Annotated in this window: 17 protein-coding genes; 2 read left to right on the forward strand and 15 right to left on the reverse strand. The window is 69.7% G+C overall.

Translation table 11 applies throughout. From position 1 onward, the window contains the following. Window positions 1-91 precede the first annotated feature (91 nt). The 11 genes from V6U86_RS12870 to V6U86_RS12920 form a co-directional block, all read right to left on the reverse strand. On the reverse strand, window positions 92-1,372 hold the full coding sequence (locus V6U86_RS12870; RefSeq protein ID WP_334502479.1) for an ABC transporter permease: 1,281 nt from the start codon (window positions 1,370-1,372) through the stop codon (window positions 92-94). 3 nt (window positions 1,373-1,375) lie between these two features. Beyond that, on the reverse strand, window positions 1,376-2,749 hold the full coding sequence (locus tag V6U86_RS12875) for an ABC transporter permease (protein ID WP_334502481.1): 1,374 nt from the start codon (window positions 2,747-2,749) through the stop codon (window positions 1,376-1,378). A 76-nt stretch (window positions 2,750-2,825) separates the two neighbouring features. Further along, entirely contained in the window at window positions 2,826-4,487 is a 1,662-nt protein-coding gene (locus tag V6U86_RS12880) for an ABC transporter ATP-binding protein (protein ID WP_334502861.1), read from the reverse strand. Window positions 4,488-4,679: 192 nt separating this feature from the next. Beyond that, on the reverse strand, window positions 4,680-5,747 hold the full coding sequence (locus V6U86_RS12885) for a BMP family lipoprotein (protein WP_334502863.1): 1,068 nt from the start codon (window positions 5,745-5,747) through the stop codon (window positions 4,680-4,682). Between the two features lie 278 nt (window positions 5,748-6,025). Then, on the reverse strand, window positions 6,026-6,367 hold the full coding sequence (locus tag V6U86_RS12890) for a hypothetical protein (protein WP_334502483.1): 342 nt from the start codon (window positions 6,365-6,367) through the stop codon (window positions 6,026-6,028). An 18-nt stretch (window positions 6,368-6,385) separates the two neighbouring features. After that, window positions 6,386-7,795: a hypothetical protein gene (locus V6U86_RS12895; RefSeq protein WP_334502485.1), complete on the reverse strand. Its 1,410-nt coding sequence runs from the start codon at window positions 7,793-7,795 to the stop codon at window positions 6,386-6,388. Window positions 7,796-7,799: 4 nt separating this feature from the next. Next, window positions 7,800-8,210 carry a hypothetical protein gene (locus tag V6U86_RS12900; protein WP_334502488.1) on the reverse strand — a complete coding sequence of 137 codons (411 nt, stop codon included), beginning with the start codon at window positions 8,208-8,210 and terminating at the stop codon, window positions 7,800-7,802. Continuing rightward, window positions 8,207-8,926 (reverse strand): glycosyltransferase family 2 protein, encoded by a 720-nt coding sequence (locus V6U86_RS12905; RefSeq protein WP_334502490.1) that lies wholly within the window; start codon window positions 8,924-8,926, stop codon window positions 8,207-8,209. The genes V6U86_RS12900 and V6U86_RS12905 overlap by 4 nt, the downstream gene beginning before the upstream one ends. A gap of 167 nt (window positions 8,927-9,093) precedes the next feature. Beyond that, the gene (locus V6U86_RS12910; protein ID WP_334502493.1) at window positions 9,094-9,987 is read right to left on the reverse strand and encodes a sugar ABC transporter permease; all 894 of its coding nucleotides are present in this window, start codon (window positions 9,985-9,987) and stop codon (window positions 9,094-9,096) included. Next, the gene (locus tag V6U86_RS12915; RefSeq protein ID WP_334502495.1) at window positions 9,984-11,627 is read right to left on the reverse strand and encodes an ABC transporter permease subunit; all 1,644 of its coding nucleotides are present in this window, start codon (window positions 11,625-11,627) and stop codon (window positions 9,984-9,986) included. Before V6U86_RS12915 ends, V6U86_RS12910 begins: the two co-directional genes overlap by 4 nt. Then, window positions 11,627-12,874, reverse strand: a complete 1,248-nt coding sequence (locus V6U86_RS12920; protein WP_334502497.1) for a sugar ABC transporter substrate-binding protein — start codon at window positions 12,872-12,874, stop codon at window positions 11,627-11,629. The genes V6U86_RS12915 and V6U86_RS12920 overlap by 1 nt, the downstream gene beginning before the upstream one ends. Window positions 12,875-13,070: 196 nt before the next feature. Between V6U86_RS12920 and V6U86_RS12925 the strand changes: the two genes are divergently transcribed. Next, complete coding sequence (locus V6U86_RS12925; RefSeq protein ID WP_334502499.1) at window positions 13,071-14,117, forward strand: LacI family DNA-binding transcriptional regulator; 1,047 nt, start codon at window positions 13,071-13,073, stop codon at window positions 14,115-14,117. A 32-nt stretch (window positions 14,118-14,149) separates the two neighbouring features. Next, window positions 14,150-15,784 carry a glycoside hydrolase family 13 protein gene (locus V6U86_RS12930; protein WP_334502501.1) on the forward strand — a complete coding sequence of 545 codons (1,635 nt, stop codon included), beginning with the start codon at window positions 14,150-14,152 and terminating at the stop codon, window positions 15,782-15,784. 193 nt (window positions 15,785-15,977) lie between these two features. Here the strand turns inward: V6U86_RS12930 and V6U86_RS12935 are convergent, their stop codons facing one another. The 4 genes from V6U86_RS12935 to V6U86_RS12950 form a co-directional block, all read right to left on the reverse strand. Next, window positions 15,978-16,415: a hypothetical protein gene (locus V6U86_RS12935; RefSeq protein ID WP_334502504.1), complete on the reverse strand. Its 438-nt coding sequence runs from the start codon at window positions 16,413-16,415 to the stop codon at window positions 15,978-15,980. 91 nt (window positions 16,416-16,506) lie between these two features. Further along, window positions 16,507-16,893, reverse strand: a complete 387-nt coding sequence (locus V6U86_RS12940) for a GntR family transcriptional regulator (protein WP_334502506.1) — start codon at window positions 16,891-16,893, stop codon at window positions 16,507-16,509. Further along, on the reverse strand, window positions 16,893-17,819 hold the full coding sequence (locus tag V6U86_RS12945; protein ID WP_334502510.1) for a YihY/virulence factor BrkB family protein: 927 nt from the start codon (window positions 17,817-17,819) through the stop codon (window positions 16,893-16,895). Before V6U86_RS12945 ends, V6U86_RS12940 begins: the two co-directional genes overlap by 1 nt. 139 nt (window positions 17,820-17,958) lie before the next feature. Beyond that, complete coding sequence (locus V6U86_RS12950; protein WP_442934930.1) at window positions 17,959-18,540, reverse strand: 2'-5' RNA ligase family protein; 582 nt, start codon at window positions 18,538-18,540, stop codon at window positions 17,959-17,961. Window positions 18,541-18,543 lie beyond the last annotated feature (3 nt).

Raw genomic sequence — 18,543 nt, forward strand, 5'->3', positions numbered from 1 at the left:
TCCCACACCCCACCGTGTCGATCAAGAAGTTTGCGTCAGGATCGACGATTCTCCTGACCGAAACCTCTTGATCGACACGGGGACGGGGCGGTCAGCCCTTGATGTACGGCTTGCCGTCGGCGGCCGGCGCCCGGACCCGGCCGACCAGCCCGGCGACGGCCAGGATGGTCGCCAGGTAGGGCAGCATGGCCAGGAACTGGCTGGGGATCGAGCTGCTGATCGCACCCAGGTAGGTGGCGAGCTGGTCGGCGAAGCCGAAGAAGAGCGCTGCGAGCAGCGCGCCGGTCGGGTTCCACCGGCCGAAGATCAGCGCGGCCAGGGCGATGAAGCCCTTACCGCCGATCATGTTCTTGGTGAACGAGTAGAGCGCCAGCGTGTAGGACGCGCCGCCGATGCCGGCGACCACGCCGGCCAGCAGCACGTTGCGGTAGCGCACCCGCAGCACCTTGACGCCGAGCGTGTCGGCGGCGATCGGGTGCTCGCCGACCGACCGGGTGCGCAGGCCCCACCGGGTACGGAACAACCCGATGTGGATCACCAGCACCAGGAGCAGCCCGAGGTAGAGGAAGATGTTGCCCCGGAACAACGCCGGCCCGAGCACCGGGATGTCCTTCAGCAGCGGGATCTCCCAGTTGTTGAAGCGGGGCGCGCTGTTGTACTTCTCGGCGTCGGTCTGCATCAGCCGCTCGTAGAGGAAGCCGGTGACACCGACCGCCAGCAGGTTCAGCACGATGCCCATGACGACCTGGTCGACCAGGTAGCGGATGGCGAAGACGGCGAGCAGCAGCGAGATGAACGCGCCTCCGATCGCGGCGGCGACCAGGCCCACCCAGACGCTGCCGGAGATGCTGCCGAACAGGGCGCCGCTGAACGCGCCCATCAGCAGCTGGCCCTCGATTGCCACGTTGACCACGCCGGAGCGTTCGCAGAGCACCCCGGCGAGCGCGCCGAAGATCAGCGGCAGGGCCAGGATGAAGGTGCCCCGGATGATGTTGACCAACGGCATGAAGTTCTGCCCGACCGGCGCGGCGGAGACCTGCCAGCAGAGGAACGACAGCACGAAGCCGACCAGCCCGACGCCGAGCACGGGAAGGAACCACCGCTTCGGCACACCGGCCAGGAGCGCCGCGCCGGCGGCGATCGTGATGATCCCGAACAGGATCGCCCCGATCGTGCCGTTGATCTCCAATGCGGTGCCGGCCGCGTCGTCGCTGAGGGTGAACCGGGCCTGCTGGTCGGTGGCGAGCGCGCCGAAGAGCACCGCGGACAGCAGGCCGAGCCCCAGCAGCGTGAGGCCGACCTTGCGGCTGCGGGTCCAGAAGCCCTCGTCGACCGGGGCGACGGCGATGTCGGGGACAGCCATGGTGGACATGAGTTACCAGCCCTTCGCCAGGCTCGTCTGCAACCGGGCGGCGCGTGCGGCCCGGAGCTGGAAGATCGCCTTCACCAGGGCCGGCGCGGCGATGAAGATGACGATCAGCGCCTGGAGCACTGTCACCAGCTCCAGCGAGATCCCGGAGTACGACTGCATCCGGTTACCACCGGCCTGCAGCGCCCCGAACAGCAGCGCGGCGAGCAACACGCCCCAGGGCTTCACCCGCCCGAGCAGCGCCACCAGGATGCCGTCGAAGCCGATCTGCGCGACCACCAGCGGGGTCAACGCGCTGGCGGTGGAGCCGAGCACCATGTTCGAGCCGCCGAGACCCGCCAGGATGCCGGCGAAGACCATGATCAGGATGTACGTCCGGGTGACGCTGATGCCGGCGGTCCGGGCGGCGTCCGGGTTGGCCCCGACCGCGCGCAGCTCGAAGCCGAGCGTCGAGCGGTTGAGCAGCCAGGCGACCGCCCAGGTTGCCAACACTGCGAGCAGGATGCCGGCGTGCACCCGCAGGTTGTCGCCGAGCAGTCGGGGCAGCTGGGCGGAGCTGTCCACCGCCTTGCTGATCGCGTCGGTGCGGTTCGGGTCCTGCACGCCGTTCTGCACGATCAACCAGGTGAGGAAGTACGTGGCGACGTAGTTGAGCATGATCGTGTTGATCACCTCGTGCGCGCCGGCGCGGGCCTTGAGGATGCCGGGGATGAAACCCCAGATCGCTCCGCCCAGCGCACCGGCCAGCACTGCCACCAGCAGGTGCAGGCCGGGCGGCAGCGGCAGCAGGAAGCCGGCCAGCGCCGCCATGATCACGCCGATGGTGGCCTGGCCCTGGGCACCGATGTTGAACAGACCGCCGCGGAAGGCCAGCGCCACCGACAGGCCGGTGAAGACCAGCGGCGCCGCGTAGGTGAGCGTCTCGGAGATCGGCGCGAGCACGGCCTGCCAGCCGTTGGCGCCGTCCAACCAGCCGGAGAACGCCTCGGGGTCGAAGATCGAGCCCTTGAACAGGTTCGCGTACGCCTCGCTGACCAGCGTCCAACTGGAGTTGATCGCGTCGGACGGACGGGAGGTGATGTACGAGTAGGTGGAGAGCACCGCCGGATCAGAAATGATCATCAGCACCGCGCCGACCACGATCGCCAGCACCAACGACAGCAGCGTCACCGTGAAGGTGTTGGCCGCCCAGAGGTTGTCCAGGAACAACCGGCCCAGGCTCGGCTTCGACTCCGGCTGGGGGTCGGGCTTCGCCACCGAGCGGTCCGGCTCGGTGGCCACCTCGGCCCGTTCGGTGTTGCCGAGCGCGTTCTGCGCGGCCTGCGCCTCGCTCGCCGGCTCCTTGTCCGGCGAGCCGGACTGCGGATTGGGGTTGCTCATGCCGTCACTCCGCTTCGCTGCGCGACGCCATGAGGCACCAACGCCCTGCAACTCCGATTCACTCGCTGCCGCTCGCTCATGCCTCGTCCTCGCTCGCGGAGCCTGCGTCGCGCGCCGGGCTCCCGTCTGCCACGCCGGGCTTGTCGGCGCCGGTCGCCGCACCGGGCTTGTCGGCGGCGGTCGCCGCACCGGGCTTGTCGGCGGCGGTCGCTGCGATGGCGTCGTGGGCCGCGTCCGGGCTGATGCCGGCCATCAGCAGGCCGATCTCCTCACGGGGGGTGTCCGGGCCGACGATGCCGATGATCCGGCCGCGGTACATCACCGCGATCCGGTCGGCCAACCCGATCACCTCGTCGAGTTCGCTGGAGACCACCATGACGGCGGTGCCGACGTCCCGCTCGTGAATGATCTGGCTGTGGATGAACTCGATCGACCCGACGTCGACGCCACGGGTCGGCTGGGCGGCGATGAGGAGCTTCAGCGGCCGGGACAGCTCCCGGGCCACGATCACCTTCTGCTGGTTGCCGCCGGAGAGGGTGCCCACCGCCGCGTCGGCCGATGAGGTGCGGACGTCGAACTGCTCGATCCGCTCCTTCGCGGAGGCCGCGATCGCGTCCGGCTTCAACGCGAGCCCGGCGCCGAACGGTGGCCGGTCGTAGATGTCCAGCACCAGGTTCTCCGCGACGCTGAACTCCTTGACCAGGCCGTCCACGCTGCGGTCCTCGGGCACGTAGCCGACGCCCGCCCGGAGCACCTTCTTGGGCTTCCAGCCGTCGATCCGGTCGCCGGCCAGGCTGACCGTGCCGGCGAGCACCGGGCGCAAGCCCATGATCGCTTCGATCAGCTCGGTCTGACCGTTGCCCTGTACGCCCGCCACGCCGAGCACTTCGCCCGCGCGCACGGTCAGGTCGACGCCGTCGACCGCGCGGATCTGCCGGTCGTCGTCGACGACCAGACCGGCCACCTCCAGGACCGGCTCGCCCGGCGTGGCCGGGGACTTGTCGACGGTGAGCCGGACGTTACGCCCGACCATCAGGGCCGCCAGCTCGTCCCGGCTGGCCTCCGGCGAGGCGGTGCCGACGGTCTTACCGCGTCGGATCACCGTGATCCGGTCGGCGATGGCCTTGACCTCGCCGAGCTTGTGGGTGATGAAGACGATCGACTTGCCGGCCGCCTTGAGCGACCGCATGACCGTCAGCAGTTCCTCGGTCTCCTGGGGGGTGAGCACCGCCGTCGGCTCGTCCAGGATGAGCAGGTCGACGTCGCGGGTGAGCGCCTTCACGATCTCGACCCGCTGCTGGACGCCGACCGGCAGGTCCTCGATCACCGCGTCCGGGTCGACCCGCAGGTTGTAGCGCTCGGACACCTCGGTGACCTCGCGGCGGGCGCGCCGCCGGTCCAGGAAACCGCCGATGCCGCCCCGGGTCTGCTCGGCGCCGAGCATGATGTTCTCGGCGACGGTGAAGACCGGCACCAGCATGAAGTGCTGGTGCACCATGCCGATCCCGGCACCGATCGCGTCGGATGGGCCCTTCAGCTTCAGCGGCTTGCCGTCGACCAGGATCTCGCCCTCGTCGGGCTGGTAGAGCCCGTAGAGCACGTTCATCAGGGTCGACTTGCCCGCGCCGTTCTCGCCGAGCAGGGCGTGAATCTCTCCAGGCTCCACCGTCAGGTCGATGTGGTCGTTGGCGACCAGATCACCGAATCGCTTGGTGATGCCGCGCAGTTCGAGTCTCAGCGCAACCTCCTGGAGTGCGAGCGATGGTGCAGCCTAGCTGCCGTCAACCCGGCCGGACCGGTCCGGTTGCGTGGTGCGCGATCGGCCGCTCCGACCCCACGGGGTGTACCCGCAGTGCCGGAGCGGCCGATCGGTCGTACCTGTCTCCCGCCGACCCCTTCCGATGATCTCACCGGACGGGCCGGGCGGTTGTCACTTGGTCGGCTGGGCCTTCGAGGTGACGGTGATGGTGCCAGCGGCGATGTCCGCCTTGATCTTGTCCAGCTCGGTCTTCAGCTCAGCCGGGACCTTGCTGTCGAATTCGTGGTACGGGGCGAGCGAGACGCCGTTGTTGGCCAGGGTGCCGACGAAGCCCGGCTTGGCCGGCAGCTTGTCGCCGGCGGCGGCCTTGACCACGGCCTCCTTGACGGCGTCCGGGATGTTCTTGACCACGGTGGTGATGATCGCGGAGCAGTCCGGGGTGCTCTCGCAGCCGTCGACGTCCACCCAGATGGTGCTGTACTTGCCGCCCGAGGCCTTGGCCGCGGCGGTGGTGCCGAGGCCGGAGCCGCCGGCGACCGGCATGATGATGTCCGCGCCCTGGGCGACCAGCGCGTCGGAGACCTTCTTGCCCTCGTCCTGCTTGTCGAAGGCGTTGGAGAAGGAGCCCTTCTGGGTCTCCTTGTTCCAACCCAGCGCCTTGACGTCCTTCTTCTTGGTGGTGTTGTAGTACGCCACACCGTCGACGAAGCCATCCATGAAGATGGTCACCGGCGGGATCGGTACCGCACCGTAGGTGGCCACAACGCCGGACTTGCTCATCCCGGCGGCCAGGTAACCGGCCTGGAACGCGGCCTGCGCGGTGTCGAACTGCATCGGGTAGATGTTGTCCAACTCCGGGTTGGCGTCGACGATGCCGAACTCCTGGTTCGGGTTCGCCGCCGCGATCTTCTTGGTGGCGTCGCCCATCAGGCCACCGACCGCCAGGATGAAGTTGCACTTCTGGTTGACGAACTGCGTCAGGTTCGGCTCGTAGTCGGCCTCGGACTTCGACGCGACGTACTTGATGTCGATGGCGTCGTTGGCGGCCTTGGCCTCCTGCAAGCCCTTCCAGGCCGAGGCGTTGAACGACTTGTCGTCGATGCCGCCGACGTCGGTCACCATGCAGGCGCTGAACTTCTTGGCGCCACTGCCGGCGTTGTTGTCATCCTTGGGGGCCTCGCCGCAAGCGGCGGCGGTGAGCGCGAGCCCACCCACCGCGACGATCGAGGCGATCCGCATCCCACGCACCGAGCGCAAGACGTCTCCTTCCCATTGCTCACCGCGCCTTGTGCGGTGGCAGCCCATCAGCCGACCTGCGGGTGTGCCGCCGGCTGTCCCACGTTACGGACGGGAGCGTACGCCCGCGTCCACCCACCGGCCGACAATCGTGCACGACTGTTGAGCGCCTGTTACCCGGGTGTAACCCTTGCGTGGGGCAGGTCACTCTTCGTGCTGGCAACTGAGCGCCGGGGCGTCCTCAACGTCCGTTTTCTGGGAGGCGTTCCCCTCCCCGGACGTTACCGCCAAAAGACCGCCACCGCCGCGTTGACCAGGGTCAGGCCGACGATCGCGAGGAAGTGACCGCGGTTGACCGCGTCCCGCTTCCGGGAGAAGAAGACCATGACGAAGATCAGTAGCGCGATCACCAACTTCGTCACAAGTTTCGCCGGTGCCGGCTCGTCGCCGTCGCGCAGGGGCGCGGAGAGGCCCAGCCCGGTCAGCAACTGGATCACCGAACCCCAGAGCATGGCCTGGTTGATCCGCAGCCGCCCGCTGGCGTACTGGGCGATCGAGCCGCCGAGCAGCAGGGCGAACCCGATCAGATGGACGTAGAGGAGGATGAGTCTGAGAGCTTCCACGGTCGCCATCCTTCCCTATTAACGACGAATCGTAGTAGTGGGAACTGCCGGCGGGCGCGGATCAGGCCGGTCACCCGATCGCTGTCGGGGCGCAACGAAAAGAGCCGGCTCGCGCGCCGGTGGCGACTCCGCCCGGCTGTCACCGCCGAACGCGACGGCGACCCAGCCGGCGATGCTGACCGCAGCCAGGAGCACCACCGGCAGCGTCACCCGGTGAACCGAGGTCGCCAGCCACCATGCGATCTCGTTCGGGCCGGACAGGTAGGTGCCGACCAGAACAGCCAGGTAGTAGCCGATGGCCGCCCACACCCAGCCGTCGGCCGCCAGCCCGGCGGCACGTCGTCGCCCCCGCAGGAACAGGGTGCCGACCAGCGCCACCACCGCGGCACCCACCAGCACCAGACCAAGCACGTCCCACAACGCCGCGATGGTCACCTGGAACCGCTCCACCCCCTCCGCGCCCCGGTCACCCGGCTTGCCGTTGGTGATGTCCGACTGGGCATCCAACAGGCGGGCCAGCACCGCCCAGGCACCCCCGGCCAGCACCGGCAGCCACACCAGCGCCGCTCGCCGCAGGTCGGCGCGGGCCCGCACGGTGACCAGCACGGTCAGGCCCGCGGCGGCGATCAGCCCCTCGTTCTTGCTCAGCGCGGCAACGGTCAGCAGCAACAGCGGCAACATGGGTCGGCGCAGCGGATCCGTACCGAGCAGCAGGGCCACCGCCGCGCCGGCGAAGGCCGCGGACCAGAGCGCGTCGGCGAGCCCGCCGGTCACCGCGTACGGGACGTTCGACCAGGTTGCCAGGCCCACCGCGATGGCCAGCGCCCAGGCCACCCGCGCGGACACCCGGCCCAGCGCCCGCCTGACCAGGTAGACCAGCATCGCGACCGCCGAGACGGTGACCACCGCGCCGACGAGCTGTGCGGTACGGAAGTCCGGCTCGACGACGCTCCACAGGGCCGCGACGGGCGCGGAGGCGAGTGGCGGGTAGTCGGTGTGCGAGAAGACGAAGGCAGGGCTGCCGATGGCCGCTCGCGCGTACTCGCTCCCGTTGGCGAAGTAGCCGGCGTGCAACCACCAGATGGAGTGCGCGTCCCACTGGACGGCCGGTTCGAAGATCATGAGGCACGGCGGGAGCAGCGGCAGCGCGATCAGCAGCGCGTGCGACCACCCTCCGTAGGGCGCCGACTCGCCAGGGCGGCGCAACAGCCACCAGGCCCCGGCCGCCCCGGCGGCCAGCACCAGGGCGACCCAGAGCAGCAACGGACCACCGACGACCAGCATCAGGACCACCGCGACCGTGCTCAGGAGCGCCGCCGTCAGGGGCGCGAGGAGCAGGGCGAGGAAGGGACTGCGCAGTATCGCGAAGGCCAGTGGGAAACCTGCGACGAGGAGGGCGAGTACGGCGAGAATCGGGGTGAGATCCATGTCGTCAGCCGACCTTCCGTACGACCAGCCGCACACCCGGGCTGGTCGGCCGCTTCCGCTGCACCGCAGTGACGCCGACCGAGTAGTCGTGCGGACCCGCCTGGGCGACCACACATCCACGCAGCACGGCAAGCTCACTCAACCGCTGTCGCCACAGGTCCTTGTTGGTCCGGGCCTGGGTGAGCGAGATCCGGCTGCCCGGGGGCACCTGCTCGACGAACTGCTGCCAGAGCGTCTCCAGGTCCACCTGGTGCTGGAGTGCGGGGAGGTCGTGTTCCCGGTCAATCATCATTGCGGCGCCACGGTCGGTGGCCTGCACGGCGCCCTGAACGGTCAGGAGTAGGCAGCCCACCCCGACGAGTGCCACGACGACCCGGGCGATCGTGGTCGGGTCCCGGCGTTTCGTGATCGTCATCGGTCGGCAAGCGTCTTGGCGGGGACGCCGGGACGACGCCGGGCCCGTTCCCGGCCCAGGATCCACAACGCCTCTATTCCGTCCCGCCAGGTGATTTTCTTGCCCTCGTCGCGGCCCCGCGCCCGGTAGGTGATCGGCACGTCGTAGGGACGGATCTGCCGCCGCAGCAGTTTGCCGGTCACCTCGGCCTCCATGCCGAACCCGCGGGACCGGATGTTCAGCGATCGATACAGCTCCACCGGCATCAGTTTGAAGCACGTCTCCACATCGCCGATGTAGGAATTGAAAAGTACGTTCGCCGCAGTGGTGACTCCCCGGTTGCCGACCACGTACCAGAAGCTGTAGGCGCTGTGGCTACCGAAGGTGCGGTTGCCGTAGACGACCGTCGCGTGCCCCTCCAGCACCGGCGCCAACAGCTTCGGAATGTCCTGCGGGTCGTACTCCAGGTCGGCGTCCAGGATCACCATGTACTCACCCCGGGCGCTGTCCACGGCCGTCTTGATCGCCGCGCCCTTGCCCGCGTTGCGTCGGTGCGTGACGACCCGCAGCCGCGCGTCATCCATCCGACCGAGGATCTCCGCGGTCTCGTCCGTGCTGCCGTCGTCGACCACCACGATCTCGATCTCGCACGGGTACTGCACGGCGAGGGCCTGCTTCAGGGCCTCCGCGACGCGTTCCGCTTCGTTGTAGACCGGCATCAAGATCGACAGTTGCACGAGAGTCTCCCCGGGAACAGCACCGGACGGCGGATGAAGGGCGGCGGGCCACCAGCGGCCAGTGAAGCAAACCCGCCACACGTTCGCTGGCCCGCTCTCGCTGAACAACGTCGGCGCGACGCCGCAGCACGATACCTCGCGCCACCGGAGATCGACCGCCCCCGGTCTCAACCCTTGACGGCGCCCGAGGTCAGCCCGGAGACGATGTACCGCTGGAGGAACTGGAAGACCAGCACCGTCGGGATCGCGGTCAGCAGGGTGCCGGCCGCGAAGATGCCGAAGTTGTTGTTGCGCTCGTTGCCCTCCAACAGGCCGTACATCCCCACCGCCAGGGTCTTGGAGTCGGTGCTGGTGAGAAAGACGTTGGCCATCAGGAACTCGTTGACGGTGCCGATGAAGGCCAGCAGCCCGGCGACCGCCAGGATCGGCGCCACCAGCGGCAGCATGATGCGGAAGAAGACCTGGGCGTGTGAGGCGCCGTCCATGGTCGCCGACTCGTCCAGCTCCCGGGGCAGCGTGTCGAAGAAACCCTTCATCAGCCAGGTGTTCACCCCGAGTGCGCCACCCAGGTAGAGCAGCAGCAGACCCCAGGGGGTGTTGAAGCCGATCGACGGCCACAGGTCGGTGATCGTGCCGAAGATCAGGTAGATCGCCACGATCGCCAGGAACTGCGGAAACATCTGGATCAGGAGCAGCGAGAGCAACCCCACCCGGCGGCCGCGGAACCGCATCCGGGAGAAGGCGTACGCGGCGAGCGCCGAGAGGAACACCGACGCGAACGACGCCACCCCGGCGATCAGCAGCGAGTTGAGGAACCATCGCCCGAAGGCGGTTCGCTCGAACAGCCCACCGAAGTTGCCGAGGGACACCCCGCCGGTCGGCACCAGGTCGGTGGTGGACAACGTGCCGAGCGGGTTGAGCGCGGCGGAGAGCACGAACACGATCGGAAACAGACTGAACAGCACGCCGAGCAGGGCGACCAGGTGCCGCCAGCCGACCTGGGCGAACCAGCGACCACGCCGCCGGCCGGCCCGGTTGAGGTCGCGGGTGACGGTCTTCACGCGTACACCTCTTCCTGTTTGCGGGTCCGCCGGAAGCTGACCGCGGAGACCACCGCGACGATGGAGAAGATGAACAGTGAGATCGCGGCGGCGAAGCCGAACTGCGCGCCCTGCCCGCCGAAGGCCAGCCGATAGGTGTACGTGATGAGCAGGTCGGTAGCGCCGTTGGCCGGGTTGTCGGCGGGGAAGGGCGCGCCCTCCGTGGTCAGGTAGATCGCGTTGAAGTTGTTGAAGTTGAACGCGAACGACGAGATCAGCAGCGGGGAGAGCGCGACCAGCAGCAGCGGCAGGGTGACCGCGCGGAAGGACTGCCAGGGCGAGGCCCCGTCGACCGAGGTGGCCTCGGTCAGCTCGCGCGGGATGGCCTGCAACGCGCCGGTGGCGACCAGGAACATGTACGGGTAGCCGAGCCAGAGCTGCACCAGGATGACCGCGAAGCGGGCCGTCCACGCCTGCCCGAACCAGTCCACATTCACCCCCAACAGGCTGTTGATCAGCCCGAAGTCGGCGTTGAACATGTCCCGCCAGGCCAGCAGCATCGCGAACGACGGCATGGCGTACGGCAGGACGAGCACCACCCGGTAGAAATTGGTGCCCCGCATCCGGGGCGAATGCAGCACCAGGGCGATCAGCATGCCGAGCAGGAACGTCCCGCCGGTGGAGCCGATGGCGAAGGCGAAGTTCCAGACCAGACTGCCCAGGAACGGGCCGGAGATGTTCTCGTCGGTGAGCACGCGGGTGAAGTTGGTCAGCCCGACGTTGACCTTCCAGCCCTGGGCCAACCGCTCACCGTCGGCGGCGACGAACGCGCCCGCCTCGTCGTCGGCGGTCCAGGTCCGGCCGGCCTCGGCGTCCCGGACGCAGTCGCAGCCAGCGTCGTACGCCCGCACCGCCCTACCCTCGTACGCGCGGGACAGTCCGCTGGAGCGCAGCGCGCCACCGGGGGTGGGCACCACCAGGTCGGTGATCTCCTTGCTGCGGGAGCTGGCCTGGCCGATGGTCAGCACGGTGTACCCGTCGGCGGCGGTGACCCTGCCACCGGGGGCGACCGTGACGTCGGCGGGGTCGAGTCGACGCAGCCCGTCGGTGTCGCCGGCGGATACCGCACCGGTGCCCGGGTCAGTGACCAGGAAGACCAGCGCACCGGTGGTCGGGTCGCCCTCCGTGGCGATCGACAGGGCGTACTCGGCGGATCCGGGCACCTGGGTGACCGACGAGGACTCGATGGCGACGATCGCGTCGTCCTTGCTGCCCCGGTGCCCGTCGCCGAAGTTGGTGAAGGCGGTGCTGGCGGTGTAGAGCACCGGGAAGACCTGGAAGGCGATCAGGAACAGGGTTCCCGGGACCAGGTACTTGGCCGGGATGTGCCGGCGGCTGAGGTACAGGTAGAACAGCCCGGCGGTGGCCGCCGCCAGCAGCGCCAGGCCGGCCCACATCCCGGCGGCGATGAGCGGGAACGCCGCCCAGACGGCGACACCGGTGGTCAGGCCGAGCAGGAGCACCTTGCCGGCGAGTCCGGTCAGTGTGATCGGCGCGTCGTCGCGGGTGCGCGACGGACGTGAGCGTGAGACGTGGGAGCCGGCGGGCTCCCGGCCCGGAGCCTGCGTGGCAGACCCCGGGCCGGACAGCGGCGTACTCATTACTTGATCTGGCCGGAGATGGTCTTGCCGGCGGCGGTGATGGTGCTGGTCGGGTCTGCCCCGCCGATGACGGCGGCCTCGGCCTTGCCGAACGGGTCCCAGATCGCGGCCATCGCCGGGATGGCCGGCAGCACCTGCCCGTTCCTGCCCGCCTCCTGGAACTTGGCCAGGTCCGGGTCGGTGCCCTTGACCTGGTCGAGGGCGGCGGTCAGCGCCGGCGGCCGGGGCTCGGCGTTGTACAGCGCGACGGCCAGCTCGGGCGTGGTGGTGTAGTTGGCCACGAACTCCTGGGCCAGCGCCTTGTTCCTGCCCTTGGCGGCGACGTAGAACGCCTGCACACCCACGAACGGCTGGGCCTCCTTGCCGCCGGCGAAGCCGGGGATCGCCGAGATGTCGTACGCGATGTTGGCCTTCTTGACGTCGGCCACGGCCCACGGTCCGGAGACCAGGTACGCGCACTTCTTGCCGGTGAAGGTGGCGATCGAGTTGGTGTCGGCGATGGCGCGCTTGAGCACACCCGCACCCTTCTCGCCGAGCGCGCCGATCTTCTTGAAGGCCTCAATGGACTCGGGCTTGCCCACGCCCAGGTCCTTCGGGTCGTAGTCGCCGTTCGCGCTGGTGCCGAAGAGGTAGCCGCCGGCCGAGGTGTACAGCGGGTAGACGTGGTAGGCGTCGCCGTTCTGACCGACCTGGAGGCAGAGCGTCTCGGTGGCCTTCTTCGAGGCCTTGAGCTGCTTGCCCTTGGCGACCAGGTCCTCGATGGTCTTCGGCGCCTCGGGGGCCAGGTCGGTGTTGCGGATCAGCGCCAGGTTCTCCTGCGCGTACGGCACGCCGTAGAGCTGACCGTTGAAGGTGACCGCCTTGATGGCTGTCTCGTTGAACGCGCTCTTCTGCTCGGCGGCGAGCTGCACTGGGTCGATGGCGCCGTTCTGCACCAGGTTGCCGATCCAGTCGTGTGCGCCGACCACCACGTCCGGGCCGCTGCCCTGCTGGGACGCGGTGACGAAGTTGGTCTGCAGGTCCTTGCTGACGGCCTGGACCTCGACGGCGACGCCGTTCTCCTGGCCGAACTTCTCGGCGAACGGCTTGAGGGCGGCGGTCCGCTTGTCGTCCGCCCAGATCACCAGTTTGCCGCCGGCGGCCTTGGGGGTGTCCTTCGCGGCCGGCTCGCCGCTGTCGCCACCGCAGCCCGAGGCGGCGAGCGCCAGGGCGAAGAGGGCGACCACACCCGCGGTACGGATGCGCATCGGTGCTCCTGTCGTCATGGCGGGTCCGCCGGGGGAGGGCAGCCGGCCAGTGGAAACGCTGGAAGTTTTTGCAACCGGCGCATGGAAGCTGCGCCGCTGCGCTCGTATGTTGCGGGGACGTTAGCAAGACGTTGCAGATTATGGAAGGGCTTGCAGAGGACCTCGCAAGAACTTGCCGGTGGGCTAAAGTGCCGCCATGCGCGCTCGACTGTCCGACATCGCCCAGCAGGCCGAAGTCAGCGAGGCCACGGTGTCGCGGGTGCTCAACGACCGCCCCGGCGTGGCCGCGGACACCCGGCAGGCCGTCCTCACCGCCCTCGACGTGCTCGGCTACGAGCGCCCGGCGCGGCTGCGCAAGCGCAGCGCCGGGCTGGTCGGCCTGGTGGTGCCGGAGCTGGACAACCCGATCTTCCCCGCCTTCGCCCAGGTCATCGAGTCCACCCTGGCGCAGAGTGGGTTCACCCCGGTGCTCTGCACCCAGACCGCCGGCGGCGTGACCGAGGACGAGTACGTGGAGATGCTACTGGACCGGCAGGTCTCCGGGATCGTCTTCGTTTCCGGCCTGCACGCCGACACCGCCGCCAACCACGACCGCTACCGGGCGCTGCTCGCCCGGCCGCTGCCGGTCGTGATGATCAACGGATACGTGCCCGGCATCGGCGCTCCCTTCGTCTCCTGCGACGACCGGGAGGCGGCCGAGCTTGCGGTCGCCCACCTGGTCGCGCTCGGGCACCGGCGGATCGGCCTGATCACCGGCCCGGACCGGTTCGTCCCGGTGCAGCGCAAGGTCACCGGCTGGCGCTCCGCGATGACCAGGCTGGCCGGCGTCGCCGAAGCCGACCTGGACGCCCTGGCCGAGCTGTCACTGTTCGGAGTGGAGGGTGGCGAGGCGGCGGCCGGTCGACTGCTGGACCGCGGCGTCACCGGCGTGGTCTGCGGCTCCGACCTGATGGCGCTCGGCGCGGTCCGGGCCGCCCGCCAACGCGGCCTCAACGTGCCCGACGGTCTCTCCGTCGTGGGTTACGACGACTCACCGCTGATGGCCTTCACCGACCCGCCGCTGACCACCATGCGGCAGCCGGTCACCGCGATGGCGGTGGCCGCCGTCCGCGCCCTGGTGGACGAGATCAACGGGCACGGCGCCCCGCACTCGGAGTACCTGTTCCGCCCGGAGCTTGTGGTGCGCGGCTCCACCGCGGTCGCGCCGAGTTCCGCCCGCCTCTCTTACGCAAGATCTGCTTGACTCTTGCAGCAGCGGGCCGGCATATTGCTCGAATGATCAGCGCCGCCACCCCGCCGCCAGCCACCGACGACGACTGGTGGCGTTCCGCGGTCGTCTACCAGGTGTACGTCCGCAGCTTCGCCGACAGCGACGGCGACGGCATCGGCGACCTCCAGGGCATCCGGCAGCGCCTGCCGTACCTGCGCGACCTCGGGGTGGATGCGCTCTGGCTGACCCCCTTCTACACCTCGCCCATGATCGACGGTGGGTACGACGTGGCCGACTACCGGGACGTCGACCCGATGTTCGGCACCCTCGACGACTTCGACGCGATGATCACCGACGCGCACGCCCACGGCCTGCGGATCATCGTCGACCTGGTTCCCAACCACACCTCCAGCGCGCACCAGTGGTTCACCGCCGCGCTCGCCGCCGGCCCCGGCTCACCGGAGCGGGCCCGCTACCTCTTCGCCGACGGCCGGGGCGCGCACGGCGAGTTGCCCCCGAACGACTGGGAGAGCATCTTCGGCGGCCCCGCCTGGACCCGGATCCCCGACGGTCAGTGGTATCTGCACCTGTTCGACCCGTCGCAGCCCGACCTGAACTGGCGCCACCCGGAGGTCCGCGCCGAGTTCGAGGACGTGCTGCGGTTCTGGCTGGACCGCGGCGTCGACGGATTCCGCGTCGATGTGGCACACGGGATGATCAAGGCCGAAGGGCTGCCGGACGTCGGCTTCAGCTCGATGACCACCGGCCAGCGTCAGGTCGAACTGCTCGGCAAGGGCCGGCTGCCGTACTTCGACCAGGACGAGGTGCACGACATCTACCGGGCCTGGCGGCCCATCCTGGACAGCTACCCGGGCGGGCGCATGGCGGTCGCCGAGGCGTGGGCCGAAACCCCGCAGAGGCTGGCCCGCTACATCGGCCCCGACGAGTTGCACCAGGCGTTCAGCTTCGACTTCCTCGACGCCACCTGGTCGGCCGACTCGTTCCGCAAGGTGATCGACACCGCGTTGGCCGAGGCGACCGTGGTCGGGGCGCCGACCACCTGGGTGCTCTCCAACCACGACAAGCAGAGGCACGTCACCCGGTACGGCGACGGTGCCGAAGGGCTGCGCCGAGCCCGCGCCGCCAGCCTGCTGATGCTCGCCCTGCCCGGCTGCGCCTACCTTTACCAGGGCGAGGAGCTGGGCCTGCCGGAGGTCCTCGACCTCCCCGACGAGCTGCGCCAGGATCCGGCGTTCCTGCGCACGGGCGAGAGCCGTGACGGCTGCCGGGTGCCCATCCCGTGGAGCGGCGAGCTGGCCCCGTACGGCTTCGGCCCGGCCGGCAGTGAGCTGAGCTGGCTACCCGCCCCGGCTCTCTGGCGGACGCTCTCGGTCGCGGCGCAGACCGACGTGCCCGGCTCCACCCTGGAGCTGTACCGGGCGGCGCTGCGGATCCGTCGCGACAATCCCGCGCTCGCCCTCGACGCCGACGGGGTCACCTGGCAGGAAAGCGAACCGGGCGTGCTGGCCTTCTCCCGCACCGCCGGCGCAACCGTGCTGACCTGCGCGGTCAATCTCAGCGGCGCGCCGGTCCTGATCCACGGGTACGGCCGGCCGCTCGTCGCCAGCGACGAGCTCACCGAGCAGGGCTCCGGCCATCTGTTGCCAATTGACGCCGCAGTTTGGTTGGAACAGCGCTGAACGGGTAACTCGTTCTCGACCTGGTCGTTCGTCGTGCCCCGCGCCGACGGGCGACTGGGCTACCGACCCCTTGTGGTGGGGGGTGAGGTGCCACCGGCGCCATGCGGAGTTCGCTCCGCGTGGCGCCGGTGTCCGTAGCCGGCCGGTGGTGTGGCCCGCGGGTGTCACGGGTACCCCATTGGGCTCATCGGTCTCACTTCGCCGTGAGCAACGCCGCGATCCGGGTGAAGCCGGCGCGTACCTCGGCCTCGTCCGGCGGTTCTGCGGGCTCACCGTGGCCCGCCTCGTCGGCTGCCGCGTCCAACTCCTCGTCGATCACGTCGTCGAAGTCCCCGTACAGATCGGCCCCCTCCACCCGACGGGCCTCGTCCTCGGCGGCGACCTGCGCGGCGGCGATCTCGCTGCGGATCTCGTCGGCGGACAGCGCCGGCAGCAGCGGCTCCACCACCGCCACCAACTGCTCGTCGGCCACCACCGCCTCGGCCAGGGCCAACGCGTGCGGTCGCTCGTACGGCCCGCAGACCACCGGCTCCCACTCGTCGAGATCACCGAGCGGACCGAAGGTGATGATCCACGGCAGGCCGAGGAGCGGCGAGTCCGCCGGCAGGTCCAGTGTCATGAGTGCGCCCACCGGCTCATCATGGTCCGCGAACGCGAGCGCCGACGCCGTTCTGCTCAGTTGTCGCCCGTCCGGCGGTCGTCGGCGGCCGGTCGGCGGGCGGTCAACCGGGACGGACCGCGTCCAGAGCGGCGCGGACCAGGGCGAGCGCGGTGGCCGGCGGCACGCCGAGCCGGGCCGCCTCCGCCGCGTAGCCGGCTGCCGCCCGCTGCAACCGGTCGACGGCGTCGTCCCGCCCGGGGGCGACGAAGGTGCCGTTGCGCCCCCGGGTCTCCAGCAGCCCGGCCGCTTCCAGCTCCCGGTAGGCGCGGGCCACCGTGTTCGCTGCCAACCGCAGGTCGGCGGCGAGCTGCCGGACGGTGGGCAGCCGGCTGCCCACCGGCAACCGGCCGTCGCCGATCAGCTCGGCGAGTTGCCCTCGCACCTGCTCGTACGGGGGCACCGACGAATCCGGGTCGACCGAGATCAGCACCTGCGCGCCTTCCGTCATCAGCCCGCACCGCCCGGCGTACCGGGATCGATGCCCTCGTCGACATCCTTCGCTGGCGCGGTGGTTCCGGCCAGGTCCACCACTCGGCCGTTGGTGCTGGTCGCGAGGAGCGCCGCGCCGAACAGCACCAACTGGTTGAGCAGGTAGAGGTAGAGCAGCAGCCCGACGGCGCCGGCCACCACCGTGTACGCCGGGTTCCGCTCGGTCCGCACCACGTAGTACCGCCCGACGGTGTTCAGCAGCGTGATCCCGACAGCCACCAGCACCACCACCGGGCGCAGCCGGGACCGGCTCATCCGCAGCCGGGGCACGGCGAGCAGCAACGCGGTGGCGAGCACGGTGTTGACCAGCACACTGAGCACCGCGCTGATCGTGGTCAGACCGACCGAGCCGGTGCTGCGCAGCAGGAAGCGCAGCAGCGACTCCAACGCGTCCACCGCCGCGACCGAGACACCGAGCAGCACGAAGACGCCGATCATCACGCCCAGGTCGACGAGCCGCCGCACCACCAGGTTGCCCGGCTGCTGGTTGAGCCCGTACATCAGCCGTTGCGAGGACCGGATGGCCTCCACCCAGCCGATCCCGGTGAAGACCAGGATGACCAGGCCGACCACACCGACGGTGCCGCTGGAGTTGGCGATCTGCTCGGCGTCCAGGAACGGCAGATTCTCCTTGAGGAAGTCGGCCGCCGCCGCGCTGACGTCGTCGTTGTCCTCCAGGATCGCGCCGAAGATGGAGAACGCGACCAGGGCGAGGGCGAACACCGCGAAGAAGCCGTAGTAGGCGATGGCGGCGGCCAAGCGGCCGGCCAGCACCTCGCCGTACAGCACGCCGGCCCGCCACACGTGATCGAAGAGGCTCGACCGGTGGCGCGCGCCGCTCACCCAGCGGTCGATACCCGCCTCGATCCGGCCGATCACGTTCACGCGATCATCCTCGCCGATTCGCCGCCGCTGTAGTGGCAACCGGCTTCCGGTGCTCGCCGGCCGGCGCGTCGCCGACGCATCAGGTGCCGACACTTCGGGTGCCGACACTTCAGTCGCCGACGCTTCAGTCACAGCTGCTTCAGGTGCCGAGGCAGAAGTCCCGGCGCGGCTGCCACCTGGCCTGCCCGCTGTGCGAGAAGAGGGTGAACGCTCCGACCTCGAACATCGCGGAGAAGTCGGCCAGATCCTCGTACACCTTGTCCAGGGCCTCGGGTGCCACATCCTGAGCCACTGTGACGTGCGGATGGTATGGGAAGCGCAGCTCGCGGTGCAGGCCCGGTGTCGCTGCGATGGCCGCGGCCAGCAACTCGCACTCGCTGATCCCGGCGGCCACCGCGACGAACACCACCTGGGTGACCGGACGGAACGTGCCGGTGCCCCGCAGGTGCAGCGTGAACGGCAGGTGCGCGGCGGCGACGGCGGCCAGGTGCCGCTCGACCGCGGGCAGGTTGGCCGTCCGGATCTCGGTGGGACCGAGCAACGTCACGTGCGCGGGCACCGCCAACGGATCACCGGCCTCGACCCGCCGCCGGGTGAGCTGGGCACCCCACGGCTCGGGGATGTCCACCGCGATGCCGATCTGGATGGTGTCGCCGGTGGGCGGCACCCCGCCACTGCGATCCACGCTTCGCGCCGCCCCTCCGACCACCGACCCGTCCACCTG

The organism is Micromonospora sp. CPCC 205558, assembly GCF_036902955.1.
Classification (GTDB): domain Bacteria; phylum Actinomycetota; class Actinomycetes; order Mycobacteriales; family Micromonosporaceae; genus Micromonospora.

Excerpts from the sequence above, each read along its gene's own strand:
- V6U86_RS12875 (WP_334502481.1), bottom strand. The coding sequence starts at position 2,749 with ATGAGCAACCCCAATCCGCAGTCCGGCTCGCCGGACAAGGAGCCGGCG.
- V6U86_RS12925 (WP_334502499.1), top strand. The coding sequence starts at position 13,071 with ATGCGCGCTCGACTGTCCGACATCGCCCAGCAGGCCGAAGTCAGCGAG.
- V6U86_RS12915 (WP_334502495.1), bottom strand. The coding sequence starts at position 11,627 with ATGAGTACGCCGCTGTCCGGCCCGGGGTCTGCCACGCAGGCTCCGGGC.
- V6U86_RS12885 (WP_334502863.1), bottom strand. The coding sequence starts at position 5,747 with ATGCGGATCGCCTCGATCGTCGCGGTGGGTGGGCTCGCGCTCACCGCC.
- V6U86_RS12920 (WP_334502497.1), bottom strand. The coding sequence starts at position 12,874 with ATGCGCATCCGTACCGCGGGTGTGGTCGCCCTCTTCGCCCTGGCGCTC.
- V6U86_RS12900 (WP_334502488.1), bottom strand. The coding sequence starts at position 8,210 with ATGACGATCACGAAACGCCGGGACCCGACCACGATCGCCCGGGTCGTC.
- V6U86_RS12895 (WP_334502485.1), bottom strand. The coding sequence starts at position 7,795 with ATGGATCTCACCCCGATTCTCGCCGTACTCGCCCTCCTCGTCGCAGGT.
- V6U86_RS12870 (WP_334502479.1), bottom strand. The coding sequence starts at position 1,372 with ATGTCCACCATGGCTGTCCCCGACATCGCCGTCGCCCCGGTCGACGAG.
- V6U86_RS12930 (WP_334502501.1), top strand. The coding sequence starts at position 14,150 with ATGATCAGCGCCGCCACCCCGCCGCCAGCCACCGACGACGACTGGTGG.
- V6U86_RS12940 (WP_334502506.1), bottom strand. The coding sequence starts at position 16,893 with ATGACGGAAGGCGCGCAGGTGCTGATCTCGGTCGACCCGGATTCGTCG.